Raw genomic sequence first — 18,831 nt, 5'->3', positions numbered from 1 at the left:
TGTCAGCTAACCGGTAACCAGTCAGGTGGAGTTTCAAGCAGTGGTTTCCAGGAATTGAATGGTCTGAAGCTTGTTTGTTGAAGGGTTGAAGCGGACCATCACGACTACGCCGAATTCCCGGCCCGTTTTGCTGCGGACCAGCAGCTTGAACTTTTCTTCGGTAAGCTTTGGCTTGATCTGGGTCCGGCCGATGTGCTTGTAATCGATGATTTCGGCGTTATATTTCCGCTGCGTCTCCTTCACGGCGATGGTTCCCCACCGGGCATAGTCAGGTGCAGCGGAGCCCCGGCTAACCGGAGCGGCGGTGACAAGCAGGAGCATCAGCAAGGCTATCATCCAGTTTTTTTTCATTTTCATAGCGGCCTCCTTGGGTTGTGAATACTGGTAGCGTGTCCCTTCGGGCGCTTCTATGCCTGGCTTGCTTCTTACAGGATTCAGGTTTTTCCGAACCCGTCCTCACACGTGATGTTCATGTCCAGAATATTGTACAGAGATTGCTTGGAAGCCTCCATTTTTTTCTGCGTGTTTTCAATCTCTGCTATTTTGTGATGTATAATGCGTGCTTGCTCATCCTTGGACATTCCATGCTTGGCAATCATGTCTTTAATATCCTGAATTGAAAATCCAACCGCTATACAATTCTTTACCACTTCGATATATTGAACGATTTCCGGGACATAATTCCGGTAATTATTCTCTTCTCTGAGGATATACTCCTCCGTAATGATGCCCATTTTCTCATAATAACGCAGGGTTGAAATAGGAAGGCCCACCTGTGTTGCGACTTCACTGATCTTCATGCCATCACCTCATGGTTTGTTCTTGCTATGAACTATAGTTTATAGTTTACAATTCTCTTAGTGATGATTCAACATCAGCACATTATATACAAAGGAGAGAAGTAACCATGAGTACAACAACAGGTAAATTCCGCACAACCAATGATTTCAATGAAATTGTCCTGGAGCGCCGCTCCGTGAAAGTCTATGATCCTGAGGTGAAAATCAGCAGAGAGGAACTGACAGAAATTCTGGCGGAGGCTTCCCGCGCCCCCTCTTCCGTCAACATGCAACCATGGCGTTTCCTGGTTATTGACAGCGCTGAAGGCAAAGCGAAGCTTGCACCCCTGGCTTCCTTCAACCAGACTCAGGCGCTCACCTCCTCGGCTGTGATTGGAGTATTTTATGATACGAATAACGTTGAATATATGGACGAAATTTTCGGCAAAGCTGTAGAGCTTGGGTACATGCCCCGCGAGGTAATGGAAATGCAGCTGCAGCAGGTCAAGCCTTATTATGCGAACATTTCCGCATCTGAATTGCGGGATGTGAATCTGATTGACTCGGGGCTTATTTCGATGCAGTTAATGCTGGTGGCCCGCGCCCACGGGTACGATACCAATCCGATGGCCGGGTATGACAAGGAGCATATTGCCGAAGTATTTGGCCTGGACAAAGAACGATTCCAGCCCGTCATGCTGATCTCCATAGGCAAAGCCGCCAAGGAGGGGTATCCTTCCTACCGTCTGCCGGTTGAGACGATCACGACCTGGGCATAAGCAACAGTTGCAGGAATTCCCGCGAATAGAAGCAAACTTTTAACGGACCGGAGAGATCTTATCCCCGCGAAAACGCCACTTTTTGCAGCTTAACGGACTCAGGTGACCTTATAGTCTCTCTATGAGACGTTTCGGAGCTGACGTGCAAAGGATAAGGCCTGTGGAGTCCGTTACTCGCCCAATTGGCGACTTTCTTCCCAAATAACAGCACCTCAGTCCGTTACGCTAAGCCAAATATATTTAAAAGACCGGTTTTGGCCCGCTGCTGCGGGATCAAAACCGGTCTTTTCCTGTGCTGCTGCAATGAATCAGTCTGCGTGGGTGCTCAGATCACCTTATCCAGCGGGATAAGGCTGCTCTTGCGGAACCAGCCATAGCCCAGCCAGATCAGCAGGAACAGCGGTACGCTCACATAGGAGACCAGAATGCCATACCAGTCGATCCTGGCACCGGTGAAGGCGCCCATGTTCTGGCCGAATACGGCTACCATACACAGAGCGAAGGCAAACAGCGGACCGAACGGGAACCATCTTGCCCGGTAAGGTAGCTCCTCCAGGGAATGGCCCTGCTTCACAAAGGCCCGGCGGAACCGGTAATGGCAGACGGCAATCCCCAGCCAGTTGATGAAGCCGCACATCCCGGAAGCGTTAAGCAGCCAATTATACACCGCGCCGTCTCCGAAGAAGGAGGCGAGGAAGGCGAGCATGCCGACAGCGGTTGTCACGAGCAGTGCGCCTACAGGTACACCTCTGCGGTTCAGCTTGCCGAGGGCGCGCGGTGCCATTCCATCCTTGGCCATGGCGTACAGGACACGGGTGGAGGCGTACATCCCGGAGTTACCGGCAGACAGCACGGAGCTGAGGATAACGGCATTCATTACCGAGGCGGCAATCGCCAGCCCTGCTTTGTTGAAAACGATCGTGAACGGGCTGACGCCGATATCATCAATACCGCCGCGGAGCAGATCGGGGTTCGTATAAGGAATCAGCATGCCGATGACGGCAATGGCGAAAATATAGAAGATCAGGATGCGCCAGAATACCTGGCGGATCGCAATCGGCACGTTCCGGCGCGGATTCTCGCTCTCTCCTGCGGCTACACCGACCAGCTCCGTTCCCTGGAAGGAGAACCCGGCGGCCATGAAGACCCCGACGAAGGCGAAGAAGCCGCCATGGAATGAGCTGCCTCCCAAGTGGAAGTTGCTGAATCCGACAGCCTTGCCGCCCAGAATCCCGAAGATCATCAGGACGCCGACAGTCAGGAAGACGATAACGGTAATGATTTTAATAATAGCGAACCAGTATTCCGACTCGCCGTACCCCCGCGCGGACAGGAAGTTCAGGCCGAACATGAGCGCCAGGAAGAGCAGGCTCCACAGAAATGAGGGACTGTCCGGGAACCAGTACTTAATGATAACGGTGGCTGCTGACAGTTCAGCGGCAATGGTCACCGCCCAGTTGTACCAGAAGTTCCAGCCGATGGCGAAGCCGAAGGCGGGGCTGACGAATCGTGTGCCGTAGGTGCTGAAGGAGCCGGAATCGGGCAGATAGGTCGCCAGCTCCCCAAGGCTGGTCATCAGAAAATAGACCATAATGCCAACAGCGGTATAGGCGAGCAGGGCTCCGCCCGGACCGGAGGAGGCAATGGCCCCGCCGCTGGCAAGGAACAGTCCGGTTCCGATCGAGCCGCCGAGGGCGATCATGGTCAGATGTCTTGCTTTGAAGGATTTGCGCAGGCCCGGCGTATTGGCGTTTCCCGCCTGCACTGCCGGCCGTTTAGGCTGCTGTTCTTGCATGAATAGGACACTCCCTTTATATTGATGGTTCTGTTCACAAGGGAGTGCCGCTGCCTGTATCTGCCGGTGTATTCTTCCCCGGCATAATGCACGCAAAAAAACCGCAGACGGACGCTGCGGTCTCCTGATTATAGGCTCCGCATCATACTCCCTGTTAAGATAGCGCAACACCGTGCATCCCCTGCAGTCTCCTGACAGGCAATAAGCACAGTGACAGTTCCGCGCCTTTCGGCAAACGGCCCCAATCGCAGCTGCGGACTAAGAGCAGCAGTTACGATTTCGGCGGATATTCCTTTGGGCGCGTATCTCCGATGGCTCTTAGGCATCTCCACGCGCTTACTCTTCTTATCCGCGACCTCTACCTCATCCTAGGTATGATGAGGCTATCTTTGAACGATATGAACAACAGGAATCAGTATAATGCATACCGGCTTCTCAGGCAATGACAAAATACGGCAGGTTGGCGTCAGCTCCGCCGGCGCTCCGACATCTGCTGCCAGACCGTACCGGCCGCTTCCTCGCCGGACAGAATCCGCTCCAGCGCCATCTTGGCCTGTAGCCCGACCTCGAATTCGGGGTCTTCGGCAGCAACGCTCAGCGCGTCCTGGGCCTCGGCGGTCCCGACTTCGTAGAGGAAGCGTGCCGCCCGCCAGCGCACGAGCTTGCTGGCGTCCGTCAGCGACGCCGTCATCACCGGCGTCGCCGCCGGGTCGCCGATGTCGGAGAGCGTGTCCCCGGCCGTGCGCCGCACGGCCGGAGCGCTGTCCTTCATCGCCTCATAGAGCAGCTCCATCGCGCCCGGCGTGCGGATGTCGCCCAGGTACACGACCGCAAGCCTGCGAATCTGCAGCTTGGGGTCGTGCAGCGCCGCCCGCAGCTCCGGCAGGAGCTGCTCGCCCGGCGCCAGATCCTCCAGCGCGGCGTAGCGTACGCGCCAGTCTTCATCGTGCAGGTCCCGCAGCAGCTCGGCCTGCTCCTTCTTGTGCCGCTGCTCGACGAACTCGCCGGCCGCCCCGTGCGCGATGGCCTGCTGCACGAGGGAGTCGAGGCGTTCCTGCGGATACGCCGCCTCCAGCTCCTGCTCGACCTCGCGGGCAATCTCCGGCGGCTCGCCGTAGCGTACGCCGTAATCGGTGAGCTTGCGCTCCTTGATCATCACGGCGCTGGCCACATCGGTCACCGCCTGGGTGAAGCGGCTGGAAAGCGCGATGCGCTCTTCCTTCGCGCCTGTCTTGACGCGGATCTGGATCGGGATGCCGCGGAACATCTGCACGAAGACTTGGGCTTCCCCGAAGTGGGCGCCATCATGCTCATCGCCCAGACTGTATTCCGCACTGAGGCCGTCCGCTCCGAAGCGGCTCTGGACCTCGCGCAGAATCGCGGCCCAGTCCGCGCTGCCCTTGCGTTCCAGCGCAGCGAAGTCGGCAGCATGATAAATGCTGGTAACACCCGGAATGTCCAGCATCTCCTGCGCCCAGGAAGGGGCGGAGCGCCGGGTCTCCGGAGTATACGTCCGGCGGATGCCGGGTTCAAGACTTTCGTCCAGGTGAAGCTTCATCGTATTTGGACTGGGAGTGGGTTCGATAAATGTAATCTTCATACGTCAGCTCCTCAATTTAAGTAGTAAGCACCGTTTGCTTTACCCGCATTTTACCTCATTTGGGCAGGTGAATACAAAGGTCGGAGGCCTGAACCTGCTAAAATTTTAAATAGTTGAATTAGTGGATACAGCAACGCAAACGGAAATGTTGCACATTTTGCAATTTGGGCTTCTTAAATAACCGGGGTATTGGGGGAATGTTGCATGAAATGCAGGAATTGTCCCGCTTCGGCCTCATGGTGGAGGAGAATTGCTGACATTTATGCAACAATCCTGGATATGAGGCCGAGATTGGGAGGGAATGTTGCAATTCGTGCAGGAATTTATCCTTCCCCCTACCGCCCGCTAAATCCGCATCATTTACCATCCTGCCAGACAAAAGAAGCCCGGACGTTTCCCGCCCGGCTATTTGGGTACAATTTGTAATGAGTGCCCTGTAGTTTCTATGGGGTTTGCAGGTTATGCAGGGCCCTGCAATTTTGCAAATGATTCTGCGGAACCCTATAGTTAAGATATGTGGTTTGCCGCCCGGCAACAGAAACGGCAACCCTGCTATAAGGAGTGGTTCTTGCTATGGCCAGAATACGTTATAACAACATCGACAATGTCAGCACCGATAAAACGCTTAAGGAATTCCGCCAGTGGCGCGAGGATCGCCGCCGGAAGAAGAAGGATTATACCTATAAGGTGCCAAATCATCCGCCGCGGCTGGATTATCTGGCCGGGAACCGGCTGGAGACGACGATTACGTGGATCGGACACTCCACTTTTTTTCTGCAATACGAAGGGCTTAATATCATCACCGACCCAATTTGGGCACGGAGGCTGGGATTCGAGAAGCGGATCGGCCAGCCGGGCATTCCGCTCGCTGATATTCCGCCCATCGATCTGATTCTGATCTCCCATTCCCACTATGATCACCTGCATATCGCGTCCATCCGCAAGCTGTACCGGGCAGGAACAACGATTGTGGTGCCTGCCGGGCTGAAGCGCAAGATGCTCCGCAAAGGATTCCCGAACTGTCAGGAAATGCAGTGGTGGCAGGAGATTACGCTGGGCGCAGTCAAGCTGACGTTTGTCCCGACCCAGCACTGGACGCGCAGAACGCCGTTCGATACGAATTCCTCACACTGGGGCGGATATGTGCTTCAGCCGGCAGACCCGCAGAAGCATCCCGAGGGGGAGGAGGGCAAGGCGCAGCATAAGCTGCTTCCGCCGAACCTTTATTTTGCCGGAGACAGCGGCTTCTTCCCGGGCTTCAAGGAGATCGGCAGCCGCTTCAAGCTGCATGTTGCGCTGATGCCGATTGGCGCGTATGAACCTGAATGGTTCATGAACTCCCAGCATGTGAATCCCGAGGAGGCCGTCCAGGCCTTCCTTGATGTAGGCGCAGAGCTGATGATCCCGATGCACTTCGGAACCTTCCGGCTGGCCGATGACACTGCGCGCGAAGCACTCGACCGGATGGAGCAGGCGAGGGTAGCGAAGGGGCTTGCCGAGGAGCGTATCCGTACCTTGGGCTATGGGGAGACGCTGGTCGTCCAGCCCGAGGAGCGCCCGGCGGGGCACTGAACGCCAGTGTCTCACGGGACGCGCCTGCATAACTCTTCTACTTAAATAAGAGCCACAATAAGGGCCATTTTGCTTGAATTTATGCTATAATGAGCCGGAACCTATGTGAAAAGGATGGTAATGCTTAATGATTAGCACAAGCGGTATAACACTCCGCTACGGAAAACGCGCACTATTTGAGGATGTAAACATAAAATTCACACCCGGCAACTGCTACGGTCTGATTGGCGCGAACGGCGCCGGCAAATCGACCTTCCTAAAGATTCTGTCCGGAGAGATCGAAGCGAACATCGGCGATGTGCATATCACACCCGGTGAACGTCTGGCCGTACTGAAACAGAACCATTTCGAGTATGACGAGTTCCAGGTGCTGGAGACGGTCATTATGGGTCATACCCGCCTGTATGAAATTATGAAGGAAAAGGACGCCCTGTACGCAAAGAGCGACTTCACCGAAGCCGACGGACTCCGTGCCGGTGAGCTGGAAGGCGAATTCGCTGAGCTGAACGGCTGGGATGCTGAGCCTGACGCAGCGGCAATGCTGATCGGCCTTGGCATCATGCGTGAGATGCATGACAAAAAAATGGCCGAACTCAGCGGCAACGAGAAGGTACGGGTCCTGCTGGCCCAGGCCCTGTTCGGACGTCCGAACAACCTGCTGCTCGATGAGCCTACCAACCATTTGGATCTTGAATCCATCGGCTGGCTGGAGAACTTCCTCATGGACTACGAAGGCACCGTTATCGTGGTATCCCATGACCGTCACTTCCTGAACAAGGTCTGCACACATATTGCGGATATCGATTTCGGCAAAATCCAGATGTACGTCGGCAACTACGACTTCTGGTATGAATCCAGCCAATTGGCCCAGGCCTTGCAGCGGGATGCCAACAAGAAGAAGGAAGACAAGATGAAGGAGCTGCAAGCCTTCATTCAGCGCTTCTCGGCCAACGCCTCCAAGTCGAAGCAGGCCACTTCCCGTAAGAAGCAGCTGGAGAAGATTACACTGGATGACATCCGTCCGTCCAACCGTAAATACCCGTTCCTGAACTTCAAGCCGGAACGCGAAGCAGGCAAGCAATTGCTTACGATCAGCGGCCTGACCAAGTCGGTGGACGGCGAGAAGGTGCTGGATGAAGTCAGCTTTGTAGTCAACAAAGGGGATAAGATCGCTTTTGTAGGACCGTATTCCCAGCCTAAATCGCTGCTGTTCGATGTGATTATGGGTGAGAAGGAAGCGGATGCGGGTGAGTATACTTGGGGGGTGACCACAACCCAGGCGTATTTCCCTAAGGATAACTCCAAGTACTTCGACGGGGTGAACATGAACCTGGTTGAATGGCTGCGCCAGTATTCCAAGGATCAGGACGAAACCTTCCTGCGCGGATTCCTCGGCCGCATGCTGTTCGCCGGTGAAGAAGCACTGAAGAAGGCAAGTGTGCTGTCCGGGGGCGAGAAGGTCCGCTGCATGCTGGCCAAGATGATGCTGAACGGGGCGAACGTGCTGGTGTTCGATGAGCCTACCAATCACTTGGATCTGGAATCGATCACCGCGCTCAATAACGGCCTGATTGACTTTGACGGCACGATTCTGTTCACTTCTCATGACCATCAGTTCATCCAGACGATTGCCAACCGCATCATTGAGATTACACCGGCTGGAATCATTGACCGTACGATGAGCTATGACGAGTATCTGGAGAACCCTGAGATCAAGGAAATGCGTGCCCGCATGTATCCTGTAGAGGTTTAAGAATTAGATATAGCAGAATGGACAGTACTGAGTTCATACGAAAAACGGCTGCGTCATCCCCGGAGGGATTACGCAGCCGTTTATGTTCACAATATACAACACATTAGAACTCTAGGACCCGCCAGTCCGGCGGCGCTGATTGTTAGGCTTCTTATGGTTCTGGCTTTTCAGCGGTTTTGCAGAGCCGGCCTGGAAGGTTGAACCCGGTTTGCCTGAAGCATGCTGTTTCTTCTGCTCCAGCTTCTGGCGGATGGCATCAGCCAAATTGATTTTTGGTTTTTCATTGTTCTCGCTCATTATGTTACCCCCTTAGGCAGCAAGTCCTTTCCTTATTCTAAATGTTTTTAAATGCTGCTACAAGGGCAAGAATAACTCAAAGAAGTTTTTCCTGTATTTATGCGGCAGGGAAGTGAGAGGGGCAGAGATGACAGATATTTATGAAGATATTCGCAAGGGTGAAAAGGGTGCGCTGGTCAGTATCGCAGCGTATCTGATTCTGTCAGCCTTTAAGCTGGTCTGCGGCTACCTGTTCGCCTCCAGTGCGCTCCTGGCGGACGGCTTCAACAATCTAACCGATATTGTAGCCTCGCTGGCGGTGCTGATCGGTCTGCGCATCTCGCGGAAGCCGCCGGATTCCGATCATACCTACGGGCATTTCCGGGCCGAGACGGTTGCTGCGCTGATGGCCTCTTTTATTATGGCGCTGGTGGGTATCCAGGTCATTGTGGAAGCGGTGCGTTCGCTGTTCGAGGGGGCTAAGGCCACACCGCAGCTCTGGTCCGCCGGCGTTGCACTGGTGTGTGCCGTAGCGATGATGGGGGTATATATATATAACAAGCGTCTGGCGGAGAGAATCAACAATCATGCGCTGATGGCGGCAGCGAAGGATAATTTCTCGGATGCCATTGTGAGCGTAGGGGCGGCTGTGGGGATTGTCGGGGCACAGTTCGGACTGCCGTGGATCGACTCGGCGGCTGCCATCGGAGTCGGCTTGCTGATTATCAAGACAGCCTGGGATATTTTCCGTGATTCCACCTACCGGCTGACGGATGGCTTCGATGAAGATAAGCTGCTGGACCTGCGCAGCACCATTGCCCGGACACCGGGCGTTGAGGGCATCAAGGATCTGAAGGCCCGTGTACACGGCAATCATGTGCTGGTGGATGTGGTCGTGGAGGTGAATGCCCGCATGACGGTCATGGAAGGGCATGAGATCAGCGACTCGATTGAAGAGCGGATGAGCAAGCTGCATAACATCATGCATGTTCAGGTTCACGTGGAGCCCAAGGACGAGCATTCCATGATTTCTCCTAGTTAGCTGTAATTTCCACCAAATCCAAGGAGAAATCGAGACTATAGACCTGCATGTTACCATAAGATGGAATAGTTTTTTGTGAAATTTGGAGCATGTTCCAATTCCCGGGTAAGCCTATAATGAGGGCAGAAAGCAACAAACGTAGCGCGCGCCGTTGTTGAATTTCTTAATACGCTAAGCGGGGGAACGCTATGATCGTATCACGTAAGAAAATTACAGCATCGCTATGGGTTTCCGCATCACTGGCATTATCCTTGGGAGTGTTCAGTCCCGGGCAGGCCATCGCTGCAACCGATTCTTCGATTACAGCGCTTGCGGCGTCCGCTGGACAGACAGGCATCATTGAAGCTTCAGTCCGGCTGCGTGCAGAGTCGTCTTCCAGCAGCACGATACTGAAATATCTAAATAAAGGCGACCAGGTAGTGATTCTGGAAGCCGCAGGCAGCTATTGGTACAAAGTAAGAACTGCAGAAGGGATTGTGGGATATACCAGCTCGGACGATTCCTATATCCGGGTGGTTACGGCTTCTGCGCCTGCTGCCCACTCAGCGGTGATCCAGGCCACGGTCCGTGTCCGGGAGACCCCGGCAACCAGCGGTAAGGTGGTTGGATATCTCTACAAGAATGATCAGGTAACCATCCTTGAAGCGACCAACAGCTATTGGTACAAAATAAGAACTGCAAATGGTACCGAAGGATATACAAGCTCATCTGAGCAGTATATTACAGCAGCCGACTCACCGCCGCCTGCGCCATCGGCTCCAGCTCCAACACCGGTGCCTGTTCCGACGCCGGTGCCGACGCCTGTTCCAACACCAGCTCCGGCGCCAGTACCTACGGCAGGGCAGGGAGATACGATTGAACGTGTGATTGCCGCAGGGATGGGCTATCTGGGAACGCCGTATGAATTCGGCTCCAGCCGTAATGATACCCGTACCTTTGACTGCTCGGACTTCATCCGCCAGATCTTCATGGATGCAGCGAACTTGAAGCTGCCTGCCGATTCACGGCAGCAAGGGGATTGGGTGAAGCAGAACAGCAGTGTGGTCACGGATACGTCCGGTTTGAAACGCGGCGATTTGATGTTTTTCATGGACTATAAAGGGAATTCGCCATCTGCTTACGCAGGGATCAACAAGTTTACGGCAAGAATTACGCATGTTGGCATGTATTTGGGTGACGGGAAGCTGCTGCATACCTATTCAGTAAGCTCCGGCGGAGTAAGAGTAGATAACTTAAGCGCTTCATGGATGAACCGTTTCCTGTACGGAGGGCCGGTCATCCGCTAACATATAGAACTGAAACAGCAAGAAGCGACAGGCAGTACAAGTTTGTGACGGGTGAACGACAAGCGGGTGTATGGCGGGGTTATCCCTTCAGTAGAAGATTCTACTGAAGGGATAACCCTTTTTGTCGTCAGATGAACACAAAAAAAAGGCCGTTCGGATTGCGTCCACGGGCCTTGTCAGGGTACATTCGATGAGTCATAGCTGCAGCATATGAATATGAACAGCTATGACTCTATGTGTCGATCGCTTATGGATTGATAACGTATGCGGAGGCAGGAACCTTAATCCAGGCTTTGCCCAGCCAAGTGTAGATTTCTCTCCATTCGTTGCCCATTGCGTCTTTCATGATCACACCAGTAGTGTCAACAGTCTGTGAACTCAACCAGCCTACAGGAGTTGTCATGCTTCCCATGGAAAGATGGAAACCTGTGGTCTTGGTCAGAATGATCTGAGGAGTTGCTGGCTTGATGTCACCTGGTGTAATTACCGGGTCTGCCGGATTCAGGTAAGTCGCTCCGGTTACAGTAGTTACTGCATCAGAAGAAGTGGTTTTGGTAGTTGCTGTTGTTCCTGTTACTACCTCAGCTGCGGAAGCTGTTGCTGCCAAGGAAGCCATAAGACCCATTGCTACTGTTAAACTGGCTAATTTTTTCATCGATGATTCCTCCTAGGTATGGTGGTGTGATGTTCTATGTTTTTGCTGTGCTAATAAGGATGTAAACATAAATTGCATTGAATGAACCATAGGAAGCAATTTATTTTATTTTTCTTGTCCGGCTTGAGGCGTAATTACTTCATTACGGCGTGAATCACAAGATGACAACCTGAGCGGAAAGGCCTATACTTTTTGAAGGGCAGCAAGAAGCCCGGAGGCTTCCTCACGGAGTCCTCCGGGCCTGCAGCACTGCCTGGCGGCAGTCAGCTAACTAATAGTTTGTTTGCTTGCCTACATAGATCGTCCCCTGCGCCCCATAAAGAGTGAGACCACGAAGAGGATCAGGAAGATGTAGAACAATACTTTGGCGATGCCTACAGCCGCCGCCACAATATTGAAGAATCCGAAGATACCTGCAATCAGGGCCACTACCAGCAGAATTATTGACCATTTTAGCATGAGATGTCATCCTTTCTGTGCGCTTGGTGTAGTCATTGTTTAAACGGGGCTTATCCATTTGAAACAGGGTGGAAAGGAAGAGAATTCCATGGGCTTGTCCTTTGTTTCGGCCCAATTCTGTAAGGGTAACTATGCAGTATCAGACAGGGCAAACCGATAATTTAGACACTCGGAAGGGGTTATCCACTATGATCATTGAACTTAGCGTAGCACTGGCTGCTATCGCATTCGCAGTACTCGTATTCTTCTTAATTAAAACCTTGAAGTCAGCGAAGGACTCCCTCGACAAGGTCAGCCAGACCCTGCAGGAGGTTCAGAAGACGATCGATGAGCTTACCTATGAAGTGAAAACAACCGTCCGGCATGCCAATGACATCACGGCCGATGTCCAGGGCAAAATTCAAAAGATTGACCCGATTGTGGATTCTGTGAAGAATCTGGGGGATGTCATGAACGAGCTGACATTGACCGTGAAGCAGGTGTCTGTAACGGTAATTGAGAAGTTCCGTAAATCGCGTGAACTGAAGGATAAGGCAAAGTCGGTATCCATCGCAGAAGCCCCGTTAACGCCGGCCGAAGAGAGAACCGTGCAATCCTATGACGCAGTGAACGCAAGTAAATCGAAGGGCAAGATTGCAACAGCCCTCAAGAGCGTGGATGCAGCCGCCGCGATCTGGCAGAAATTCCGCCATTAATCTGATGGAATGAAATATGGCGGGGCTCAGGACGGGGCAATACCAGCTTATGAAAGGCGGGAACCCTATGAAAATGGTTATTCTCTTGCTTAGTCTGCTTGCTCCCTTCCTATCTGCACCGCCGCAAGATGATACTGTTGCTCCCGATACCGCCGCACAGCTCCCGGTAACCTTTGCTTTCGGGCAGAGTCTGCCTGCTGCTTCCTACATAAGCAGCTTCGATTCCTTAGCCGGTATCCGCTTATATATGACGGAGGAGGAGCTGCTGAAGACCAAGGGAACCCCTCAGCAGATTGCTGAAGATCCTTGGGCGGGCTGTCTGGAATACCAATATGCGGACAGCTCGGCAGGGGTATGCGGGGGCGCTGTTCTCTACGTTCATGCTTCACCTCCACAGGCCGGGCAATACGGTCTGAGGCTTAATGAACAGCCGCTCCTTCCAGAGACCATGAATGTGCAGGATGTGCTGGGTACGCCTGATTTTGAAGCCGAGGATGGGGATGTTTATATCAGAGGAGCTGCCGCACTCAAAATCTACCGCAATATGGAGACCGGCGAATGGGACGGGGTGGATTTGTTTGACGGGGATTCCTTCTGAAGCTGTTTCAGGGACGGCCATTTCGGTTAATGAATGCTCAGTCATCCATCGGGTGGCTGGGCCTTTTATCCATTATGAAGGAGAGTGATTTCATGGATTCAACCGGTACACAGGCTTATGCCAAGCTGCTGGAGAACGGTATTCAGGCGATAGAAGAAGTGAACCGGCTCCGCAGCAGCGGCTACACCAGGGATGATCTCTATGTGATCAGTCACGATGAAGACCGCGAAGGACGTATCGTGGACGCCGCAGACACGAATGAAGTAGGGCTGGGTGAAGAAGGACTGTTCGGTTCCATCGCCAATCTCTTCCGTTCACGGGGGGACGCTTTACGCTCCAAAATGACTTCACTGGGCTTCAGCTCAGCGGAGGCGGCCTTTTACGAGAAAGAGCTGGATAAAGGCAAGGTTCTGGTCATTGCCAAACGCAACCCACAATAATCCCAAGGTCAGCTTGATTGACTTCAATAGTACAATAGCGTAACCTCCAGTCCCACTATACGCAGTGGAGCTGGAGGTTACTTTGTTGAAGCGAGGGACCTGTTTTGTGCCAATATCTAGTTGGTTGGTAACAGGCTGCGTAAATATCGTATGATAGAATAAGAGAATTATGGAGTTTACGGTCTTACTATTATCCGCGTGAGGTGAGGGAGCTTGAGAATTCTAATCGTAGACGACAATCCTACCAATGTAATCATTATCCGTGAAATCCTCAAGAAGGAAGATTACCGGAATTTTATAACGGCTTCGTCCGCTAAAGATATGTTGAAGCTGCTGGGCGTCGGCGCAGGGGGAGACAACAGCCAGCCCCGTCCATCCGATGTGGATCTGATTCTGCTGGATATGATGATGCCGGAGATGGATGGGATTGAAGCCTGCCGTGTGGTCCAGCAATATGAGCACCTGAAGGATATTCCTATTATTATGGTTACGGCTGTCGGAGATTCGAAGAAGCTCGCGGAGGCACTGGATGCCGGGGCGGTGGATTATGTGACGAAGCCGATAAACAAGGTGGAGCTGATGGCCCGAATCCGCTTGGCGCTGCGGCTGAAGCGCGAGAAGGACTGGCACAAGGAGCGGGACCAGCGTATACAGGATGAATTGAAGCTGGCTGCCCTGGTGCAGAATGCCGTGCTCAGCCTGCCGCTTGCCGAGGAGACGCTGGAGGTACATGCGATTTACCAGCCCTCCTTCGAGCTGGCCGGAGACCTGTATGCCTGGTACCCGCTGGGAGACGGGCGTTATGCGGTCATTCTGCTGGATATGATGGGCCACGGCATCTCGTCTTCCTTGTTTACCATGTTCCTTGCTTCCGTATTGAAGGATACCGTCACCACCTATGTGGAGCCGGAGAAGGTTATTCAGGAGCTTAACAGACGTTTTAACCAGCTATATATTGAGAAGCAGCTGGTCCAGTATTATTTCACGGCGATCTATCTTGTCATCGATACCCGCATGAAGCGGATTAATTATGTGAATGCCGGGCATCCGCCGGCGCTGTTCTTTGAAGGGGAGGCCAAGACGCCTGTGCTGCTTGAGAGCAATTGCCACCCTGTCGGGCTGTTTGACCGGATTGATATCGAGCAGCAGAGCCTCAGCTACGAGGATGAGGGCCATCTGGTGCTGTTCACGGACGGTCTCATGGAGATGGTGGAGGGCGAGCAGGAGGAGCAGCTGAAATTCATGGTCGGGCATCTGAATGCCACTCATGACTGGCAGGAAGACCTGGTGCGCGCTGCATTCCTGAGCGAGCCTGTCAATCCGGAACGTGATGATGATAAATGCCTCGTCTGGATTTCACTGAAGAAAGGAACCGATAAGGAATGAAGATTAAGGCAAAACTGCTGATCGGGTTCAGTGCCATGCTGGCGATTATGCTGGCGCTTACCCTGATTGGATATGACAGGCTTCATTATATGAGCAATCAGCTGGACAACTACCAGGATAGATACAGCAAGGGCCGTGCCTCGTCGGGGCTTCGCGGCGAAGTGAACGACATGGCGCGGATTCTGACCACCTCCATGCTGAATGCGGATACCGTGACTGTGGGGGCGCAGAAGGCGGAAATTGACAGTAAGGTGCTCAAGGCGGCGGAGCATCTGGAGAATATCAAGGCTTCGCTGAAGACGGCCGAGGAGCTGCAGATACTGTCGCGGATTGAGAACTCCTATTCTGCCTATCTGAAATACCAGGATAAGGTCCTGGAGATGCTGGGCGCCGGATATTTCCAGAATGCCAATACGTACCGCAACGCAGAAGGGCAGGATATTCAGAACGAGGTGCTGAACAGCCTGAATGCCCTGTCCGATTACAATGCCTTCCGGATGACCGAAGAGACGGCCAAGGCCCAGGAGGCTTCGGACCGGTCAATTCAGATGGTGACCCTTATTATGGTGCTGGGGCTGCTGCTCGGGCTGGGCGTCATACTATGGGTGATCCCGAGCATCACGCGCGGACTTAGCGTTGTCTCCATGATGATCACCAGCTTCGGCAACGGCAAAATGCGGGCCATCCGGCGGATCAAAGTGAAATCCAAGGACGAGATCGGGGATGTGGCCCGGGTGTTTCAGCAGATGGCTGAGAATATTGAGCAGAAGCAGGAGCTGGAGAGATCCTACGCCCAGGCACAGAGCGATCAGGCTTGGCTGAATGCCAATATTGCCCGGATTACAGAGCTGCTGCGCGGCGTCAGCTCGCTGGATCAGGTCTCCCAGACCTTTATCAGTGAGTTCACACCTGTGCTGGGCGCCCAGTATGGCGCTGTCTATCTGAAGAGCCAGGATAATCCGAACCTGCTGGTCAGCAGCGCTTATTATGCCGGTGAGGAGGGCGTTACGCCCAAGGAGAGCTTCGAGATCGGTCAGGGTCTGGTCGGGCAGAGTGCCCTGGATAAGCTGCCGATCAAGCTGACGGAAGCCCCTGACAACTATATCTCGATTTCTTCCGGGTTCGGGGAATCGCATCCGAGCTATATTTCGATTCACCCGCTGTTATTTGAGGAGGAGGTGCTGGGTGTTGTAGAGTTTGCATCCTTCACCCCATTCTCAGTGCTTCAGAACGAACTGCTGCATCAGCTCTCCAGTAATCTGGGGATCATTCTGAATAACATCAGCCGCAGGCTTGTCGTTGAGGAATTACTGCGCGAATCGCAGACGCTCACCGAAGAGCTGCAATGCCAGTCGGAGGAGCTGCAGACCCAGCAGGAGGAGCTGCGCCGTTCCAATGAGAATCTGGAGGAGCAGACGGATGCCCTGAAGCGCTCCGAAGAGCTGCTGCAGCGCCAGCAGGAGGAACTGGAGCATTACAATTCAGAGCTGGTCTCCAAGACCCGTGCGCTTGAGGATCAGGTGCAGGAGGTTGAGGAGAAAAAGGATGAGATTGAGCATGCCCGTGTGCAGCTGGAGAAGCAGGCTATGCAGCTTGCGGTCACCAGCAAATACAAATCAGAGTTTCTTGCCAATATGTCCCATGAGCTGCGCACTCCGCTGAACAGCCTGCTGATTCTCTCCCAGCTTCTGAAGGAGAATAAGGAGGGCAACCTGAGCGAGAAGCAGGTGGAATTTGCCCATACTATCTATATGTCCGGTGCGGATCTGCTCAAGATGATTGATGAGATTCTAGATCTGTCCAAGGTCGATGCCGGCAAAATGGAGCTGAATCATGAAGAGATTCCGCTGATCGAGCTGAAGACCTTCGTGAAGCAGAACTTCGCTCCGCTGGCTGCGCAGAAGGGATTGTCACTGCGCCTGTCGTTTGAAGAGCCGCTGCCGGACAGCCTGTATAGCGACAGCCACAGACTGAAGCAGATCCTGCGCAATCTGTTGTCCAATGCCTTCAAGTTCACCAGTGAAGGGTTCATTGAGTTCACAGTCAGCCGTGCGGATGTGAAGCGGCTGCCCGGCTATCTACCACAAGAATTTGAGTACATTGCCATATCCGTCAAAGACAGCGGTATCGGAATCCCGTCCGACAAGATGGATATCGTCTTCGAGGCGTTCCAGCAGGTGGACGGCACGACCAGCCGCAAATATGGCGGCACGGGGCTTGGCTTGTCGATCAGCCGTGAATTGGCCCGCCTGATGGGCGGAGCGATCGGACTGGAGTCCCGTGAAGGGCAAGGCAGCATATTTACGCTGTATTTGCCGGTCAAGGGGAACTTCAGCCTGCTGCCGGGAGCGATAGAAGCTGCACCTGCCGGAGAGCCCGCGCAGCTTGAGGCGTACCGGGAACAATTGCCATGGGATGTGGCGGGGAATATAGCTCCTACGCCTCCTATGCCAGTAGTTGTGGAGGATGACCGGGAGTCCCTGGTCAGCGGTGACAAGGTGCTGCTGATCATTGAGGATGACGAGAGCTTTGCCAAGATATTGCTGAGCATGGCCCGCGGCCGCGGCTTCAAGGGGCTGGTAGCCCTGCAGGGCGATACCGGCCTGCAGATGGCCAAGACCCTGCTCCCGGACGCGATCATTCTAGACATTCAGCTGCCGGTCATGGACGGCTGGTCGATTCTGAGGGAGCTTAAGAGCGACTCTCACACACGCCATATTCCGGTGCATGTGATCTCTGTGAACGATGAGATTAAGCAGGGACTCATGATGGGGGCGATGGCCTATCTGCGGAAGCCGTCCTCCCGTGAAGCGCTGGATCGGGCCTTCTCGCAGATTGAGACCTATACCGCAAGCAAGATGAAGCATCTGCTGATCGTAGAGGACGACGATATCCAGCGCCGCTCCATCGAGGAGCTTATCGGACATGATGATGTGGTCATTACGGCAGTTTCTACAGGCCGGGAGGCCCTGAATGAGCTGCACAAGCAGAGGTATGACTGTATGGTTCTTGACCTGATGCTGGACGATATGACCGGCTTCGAGCTGCTGGACCAGATCCGCGACGATGAGGAGCTGAACGATCTGCCGATCATTATTTATACCGGCAAGGATCTGGACAGCAAGGAAGAGACCAAGCTGCGCAAATATGCGGAGTCGATTATTATCAAGGATGTCCGCTCGCCGGAACGGCTGCTCGATGAGACAACGCTGTTCATGCACCGCGTTGAAGCCAATCTGCCGGAGGATAAGCGTAAAATTCTGCAAAAGCTGCACAATAAAGAAGAATTGTTCGACGGCAAGAAAATACTGCTCGTCGATGATGATATCCGCAATGTCTTTGCCCTCTCCAGCGTGCTCGAAGGCTATCACATGGAAGTGAAATTCGCCGAGAATGGCCGGGAGGCCATCGACATGCTGGTCGAACGCAGCGATTATGATCTGGTGCTGATGGATATGATGATGCCGGAGATGGATGGATATGAAGCCATGCGCCGCATCCGGCAGATGCCGCAGTACCAGAAACTGCCGATTATAGCCCTTACCGCCAAGGCGATGAAGGAGGACCGGGCCAAGTGTATTGAAGCCGGAGCCTCCGATTACATGAAGAAACCGATCAGCACCGATCAGCTTCTTTCTTTAATGCGCGTCTGGTTGTATTCGTAAGGGCGATTTCGGGGTAATAGCTATACAGTAGTATCGAAACAGGTGCGGAAA

The 18,831-nt window shown here is 53.5% G+C and carries 17 protein-coding genes and 1 riboswitch; of the genes, 10 read left to right on the top strand and 7 right to left on the bottom strand.

Annotated features, from left to right (window positions below):
* Window positions 1–33: 33 nt before the first annotated feature.
* Complete coding sequence (locus tag MHH28_RS18005; protein ID WP_405104407.1) at window positions 34–357, bottom strand: DUF3889 domain-containing protein; 324 nt, start codon at window positions 355–357, stop codon at window positions 34–36.
* 77 nt (window positions 358–434) lie between these two features.
* A complete protein-coding gene (locus MHH28_RS18000) occupies window positions 435–800 on the bottom strand; it encodes a MerR family transcriptional regulator (RefSeq protein ID WP_405104406.1) in 366 nt (121 codons plus the stop codon).
* A 107-nt stretch (window positions 801–907) separates the two neighbouring features.
* Between MHH28_RS18000 and MHH28_RS17995 the strand changes: the two genes are divergently transcribed.
* Window positions 908–1,558, top strand: coding sequence for a nitroreductase family protein (locus tag MHH28_RS17995; RefSeq protein ID WP_405104405.1), 651 nt, complete (start codon window positions 908–910; stop codon window positions 1,556–1,558).
* A 325-nt stretch (window positions 1,559–1,883) separates the two neighbouring features.
* Here the strand turns inward: MHH28_RS17995 and MHH28_RS17990 are convergent, their stop codons facing one another.
* Both MHH28_RS17990 and MHH28_RS17985 read right to left on the bottom strand, forming a co-directional pair.
* Entirely contained in the window at window positions 1,884–3,353 is a 1,470-nt protein-coding gene (locus tag MHH28_RS17990) for an amino acid permease (RefSeq protein WP_405104404.1), read from the bottom strand.
* A gap of 152 nt (window positions 3,354–3,505) precedes the next feature.
* A riboswitch (Lysine riboswitch) is annotated at window positions 3,506–3,722 on the bottom strand.
* A gap of 97 nt (window positions 3,723–3,819) precedes the next feature.
* Window positions 3,820–4,953 (bottom strand): virulence factor, encoded by a 1,134-nt coding sequence (locus MHH28_RS17985; RefSeq protein WP_405104403.1) that lies wholly within the window; start codon window positions 4,951–4,953, stop codon window positions 3,820–3,822.
* Between the two features lie 573 nt (window positions 4,954–5,526).
* On the opposite strand from MHH28_RS17985, the gene MHH28_RS17980 reads away from it, so the two are divergent.
* Together MHH28_RS17980 and MHH28_RS17975 are read left to right on the top strand one after the other, a co-directional pair.
* Entirely contained in the window at window positions 5,527–6,525 is a 999-nt protein-coding gene (locus tag MHH28_RS17980; protein ID WP_405104402.1) for an MBL fold metallo-hydrolase, read from the top strand.
* Between the two features lie 127 nt (window positions 6,526–6,652).
* Window positions 6,653–8,278 carry an ABC-F family ATP-binding cassette domain-containing protein gene (locus tag MHH28_RS17975; protein ID WP_405104401.1) on the top strand — a complete coding sequence of 542 codons (1,626 nt, stop codon included), beginning with the start codon at window positions 6,653–6,655 and terminating at the stop codon, window positions 8,276–8,278.
* Window positions 8,279–8,389: 111 nt separating this feature from the next.
* Here the strand turns inward: MHH28_RS17975 and MHH28_RS17970 are convergent, their stop codons facing one another.
* Window positions 8,390–8,575, bottom strand: coding sequence for a hypothetical protein (locus tag MHH28_RS17970; protein WP_405104400.1), 186 nt, complete (start codon window positions 8,573–8,575; stop codon window positions 8,390–8,392).
* Between the two features lie 127 nt (window positions 8,576–8,702).
* Here MHH28_RS17970 and MHH28_RS17965 point away from each other — a divergent pair, with 127 nt between their 5' ends.
* Both MHH28_RS17965 and MHH28_RS17960 read left to right on the top strand, forming a co-directional pair.
* Window positions 8,703–9,596: a cation diffusion facilitator family transporter gene (locus MHH28_RS17965; RefSeq protein ID WP_405104399.1), complete on the top strand. Its 894-nt coding sequence runs from the start codon at window positions 8,703–8,705 to the stop codon at window positions 9,594–9,596.
* A gap of 188 nt (window positions 9,597–9,784) precedes the next feature.
* Window positions 9,785–10,882, top strand: a complete 1,098-nt coding sequence (locus MHH28_RS17960; protein ID WP_405104398.1) for an SH3 domain-containing protein — start codon at window positions 9,785–9,787, stop codon at window positions 10,880–10,882.
* Window positions 10,883–11,129: 247 nt separating this feature from the next.
* Here the strand turns inward: MHH28_RS17960 and MHH28_RS17955 are convergent, their stop codons facing one another.
* Window positions 11,130–11,537: a hypothetical protein gene (locus tag MHH28_RS17955; RefSeq protein ID WP_405104397.1), complete on the bottom strand. Its 408-nt coding sequence runs from the start codon at window positions 11,535–11,537 to the stop codon at window positions 11,130–11,132.
* Between the two features lie 291 nt (window positions 11,538–11,828).
* Window positions 11,829–11,996 carry a DUF1328 domain-containing protein gene (locus MHH28_RS17950; RefSeq protein WP_405104396.1) on the bottom strand — a complete coding sequence of 56 codons (168 nt, stop codon included), beginning with the start codon at window positions 11,994–11,996 and terminating at the stop codon, window positions 11,829–11,831.
* 188 nt (window positions 11,997–12,184) lie between these two features.
* Here MHH28_RS17950 and MHH28_RS17945 point away from each other — a divergent pair, with 188 nt between their 5' ends.
* The 5 genes from MHH28_RS17945 to MHH28_RS17925 all read left to right on the top strand — a co-directional run bounded on the left by MHH28_RS17945 (window position 12,185) and on the right by MHH28_RS17925 (window position 18,780).
* Window positions 12,185–12,691, top strand: a complete 507-nt coding sequence (locus MHH28_RS17945) for a DUF948 domain-containing protein (protein WP_405104395.1) — start codon at window positions 12,185–12,187, stop codon at window positions 12,689–12,691.
* A 67-nt stretch (window positions 12,692–12,758) separates the two neighbouring features.
* Complete coding sequence (locus MHH28_RS17940; protein WP_405104394.1) at window positions 12,759–13,289, top strand: hypothetical protein; 531 nt, start codon at window positions 12,759–12,761, stop codon at window positions 13,287–13,289.
* Window positions 13,290–13,381: 92 nt separating this feature from the next.
* Window positions 13,382–13,729, top strand: coding sequence for a general stress protein (locus MHH28_RS17935; RefSeq protein WP_405117164.1), 348 nt, complete (start codon window positions 13,382–13,384; stop codon window positions 13,727–13,729).
* 213 nt (window positions 13,730–13,942) lie between these two features.
* Entirely contained in the window at window positions 13,943–15,115 is a 1,173-nt protein-coding gene (locus MHH28_RS17930; RefSeq protein WP_405104393.1) for a SpoIIE family protein phosphatase, read from the top strand.
* A complete protein-coding gene (locus tag MHH28_RS17925) occupies window positions 15,112–18,780 on the top strand; it encodes a response regulator (RefSeq protein ID WP_405104392.1) in 3,669 nt (1,222 codons plus the stop codon). Before MHH28_RS17930 ends, MHH28_RS17925 begins: the two co-directional genes overlap by 4 nt.
* Window positions 18,781–18,831 lie beyond the last annotated feature (51 nt).

This window comes from Paenibacillus sp. FSL K6-1217 (genome assembly GCF_045040735.1).
Lineage (GTDB): Bacteria > Bacillota > Bacilli > Paenibacillales > Paenibacillaceae > Paenibacillus_AQ.
Note: the sequence above shows the minus strand (reverse complement) of the source record. Positions and strands in the feature narration are given on the sequence as shown.

Excerpts from the sequence above, each read along its gene's own strand:
- MHH28_RS18005 (WP_405104407.1), bottom strand. The coding sequence starts at position 357 with ATGAAAATGAAAAAAAACTGGATGATAGCCTTGCTGATGCTCCTGCTT.
- MHH28_RS18000 (WP_405104406.1), bottom strand. The coding sequence starts at position 800 with ATGAAGATCAGTGAAGTCGCAACACAGGTGGGCCTTCCTATTTCAACC.
- MHH28_RS17995 (WP_405104405.1), top strand. The coding sequence starts at position 908 with ATGAGTACAACAACAGGTAAATTCCGCACAACCAATGATTTCAATGAA.
- MHH28_RS17990 (WP_405104404.1), bottom strand. The coding sequence starts at position 3,353 with ATGCAAGAACAGCAGCCTAAACGGCCGGCAGTGCAGGCGGGAAACGCC.
- MHH28_RS17985 (WP_405104403.1), bottom strand. The coding sequence starts at position 4,953 with ATGAAGATTACATTTATCGAACCCACTCCCAGTCCAAATACGATGAAG.
- MHH28_RS17980 (WP_405104402.1), top strand. The coding sequence starts at position 5,527 with ATGGCCAGAATACGTTATAACAACATCGACAATGTCAGCACCGATAAA.
- MHH28_RS17975 (WP_405104401.1), top strand. The coding sequence starts at position 6,653 with ATGATTAGCACAAGCGGTATAACACTCCGCTACGGAAAACGCGCACTA.
- MHH28_RS17970 (WP_405104400.1), bottom strand. The coding sequence starts at position 8,575 with ATGAGCGAGAACAATGAAAAACCAAAAATCAATTTGGCTGATGCCATC.
- MHH28_RS17965 (WP_405104399.1), top strand. The coding sequence starts at position 8,703 with ATGACAGATATTTATGAAGATATTCGCAAGGGTGAAAAGGGTGCGCTG.
- MHH28_RS17960 (WP_405104398.1), top strand. The coding sequence starts at position 9,785 with ATGATCGTATCACGTAAGAAAATTACAGCATCGCTATGGGTTTCCGCA.
- MHH28_RS17955 (WP_405104397.1), bottom strand. The coding sequence starts at position 11,537 with ATGAAAAAATTAGCCAGTTTAACAGTAGCAATGGGTCTTATGGCTTCC.
- MHH28_RS17950 (WP_405104396.1), bottom strand. The coding sequence starts at position 11,996 with ATGCTAAAATGGTCAATAATTCTGCTGGTAGTGGCCCTGATTGCAGGT.
- MHH28_RS17945 (WP_405104395.1), top strand. The coding sequence starts at position 12,185 with ATGATCATTGAACTTAGCGTAGCACTGGCTGCTATCGCATTCGCAGTA.
- MHH28_RS17940 (WP_405104394.1), top strand. The coding sequence starts at position 12,759 with ATGAAAATGGTTATTCTCTTGCTTAGTCTGCTTGCTCCCTTCCTATCT.
- MHH28_RS17935 (WP_405117164.1), top strand. The coding sequence starts at position 13,382 with ATGGATTCAACCGGTACACAGGCTTATGCCAAGCTGCTGGAGAACGGT.
- MHH28_RS17925 (WP_405104392.1), top strand. The coding sequence starts at position 15,112 with ATGAAGATTAAGGCAAAACTGCTGATCGGGTTCAGTGCCATGCTGGCG.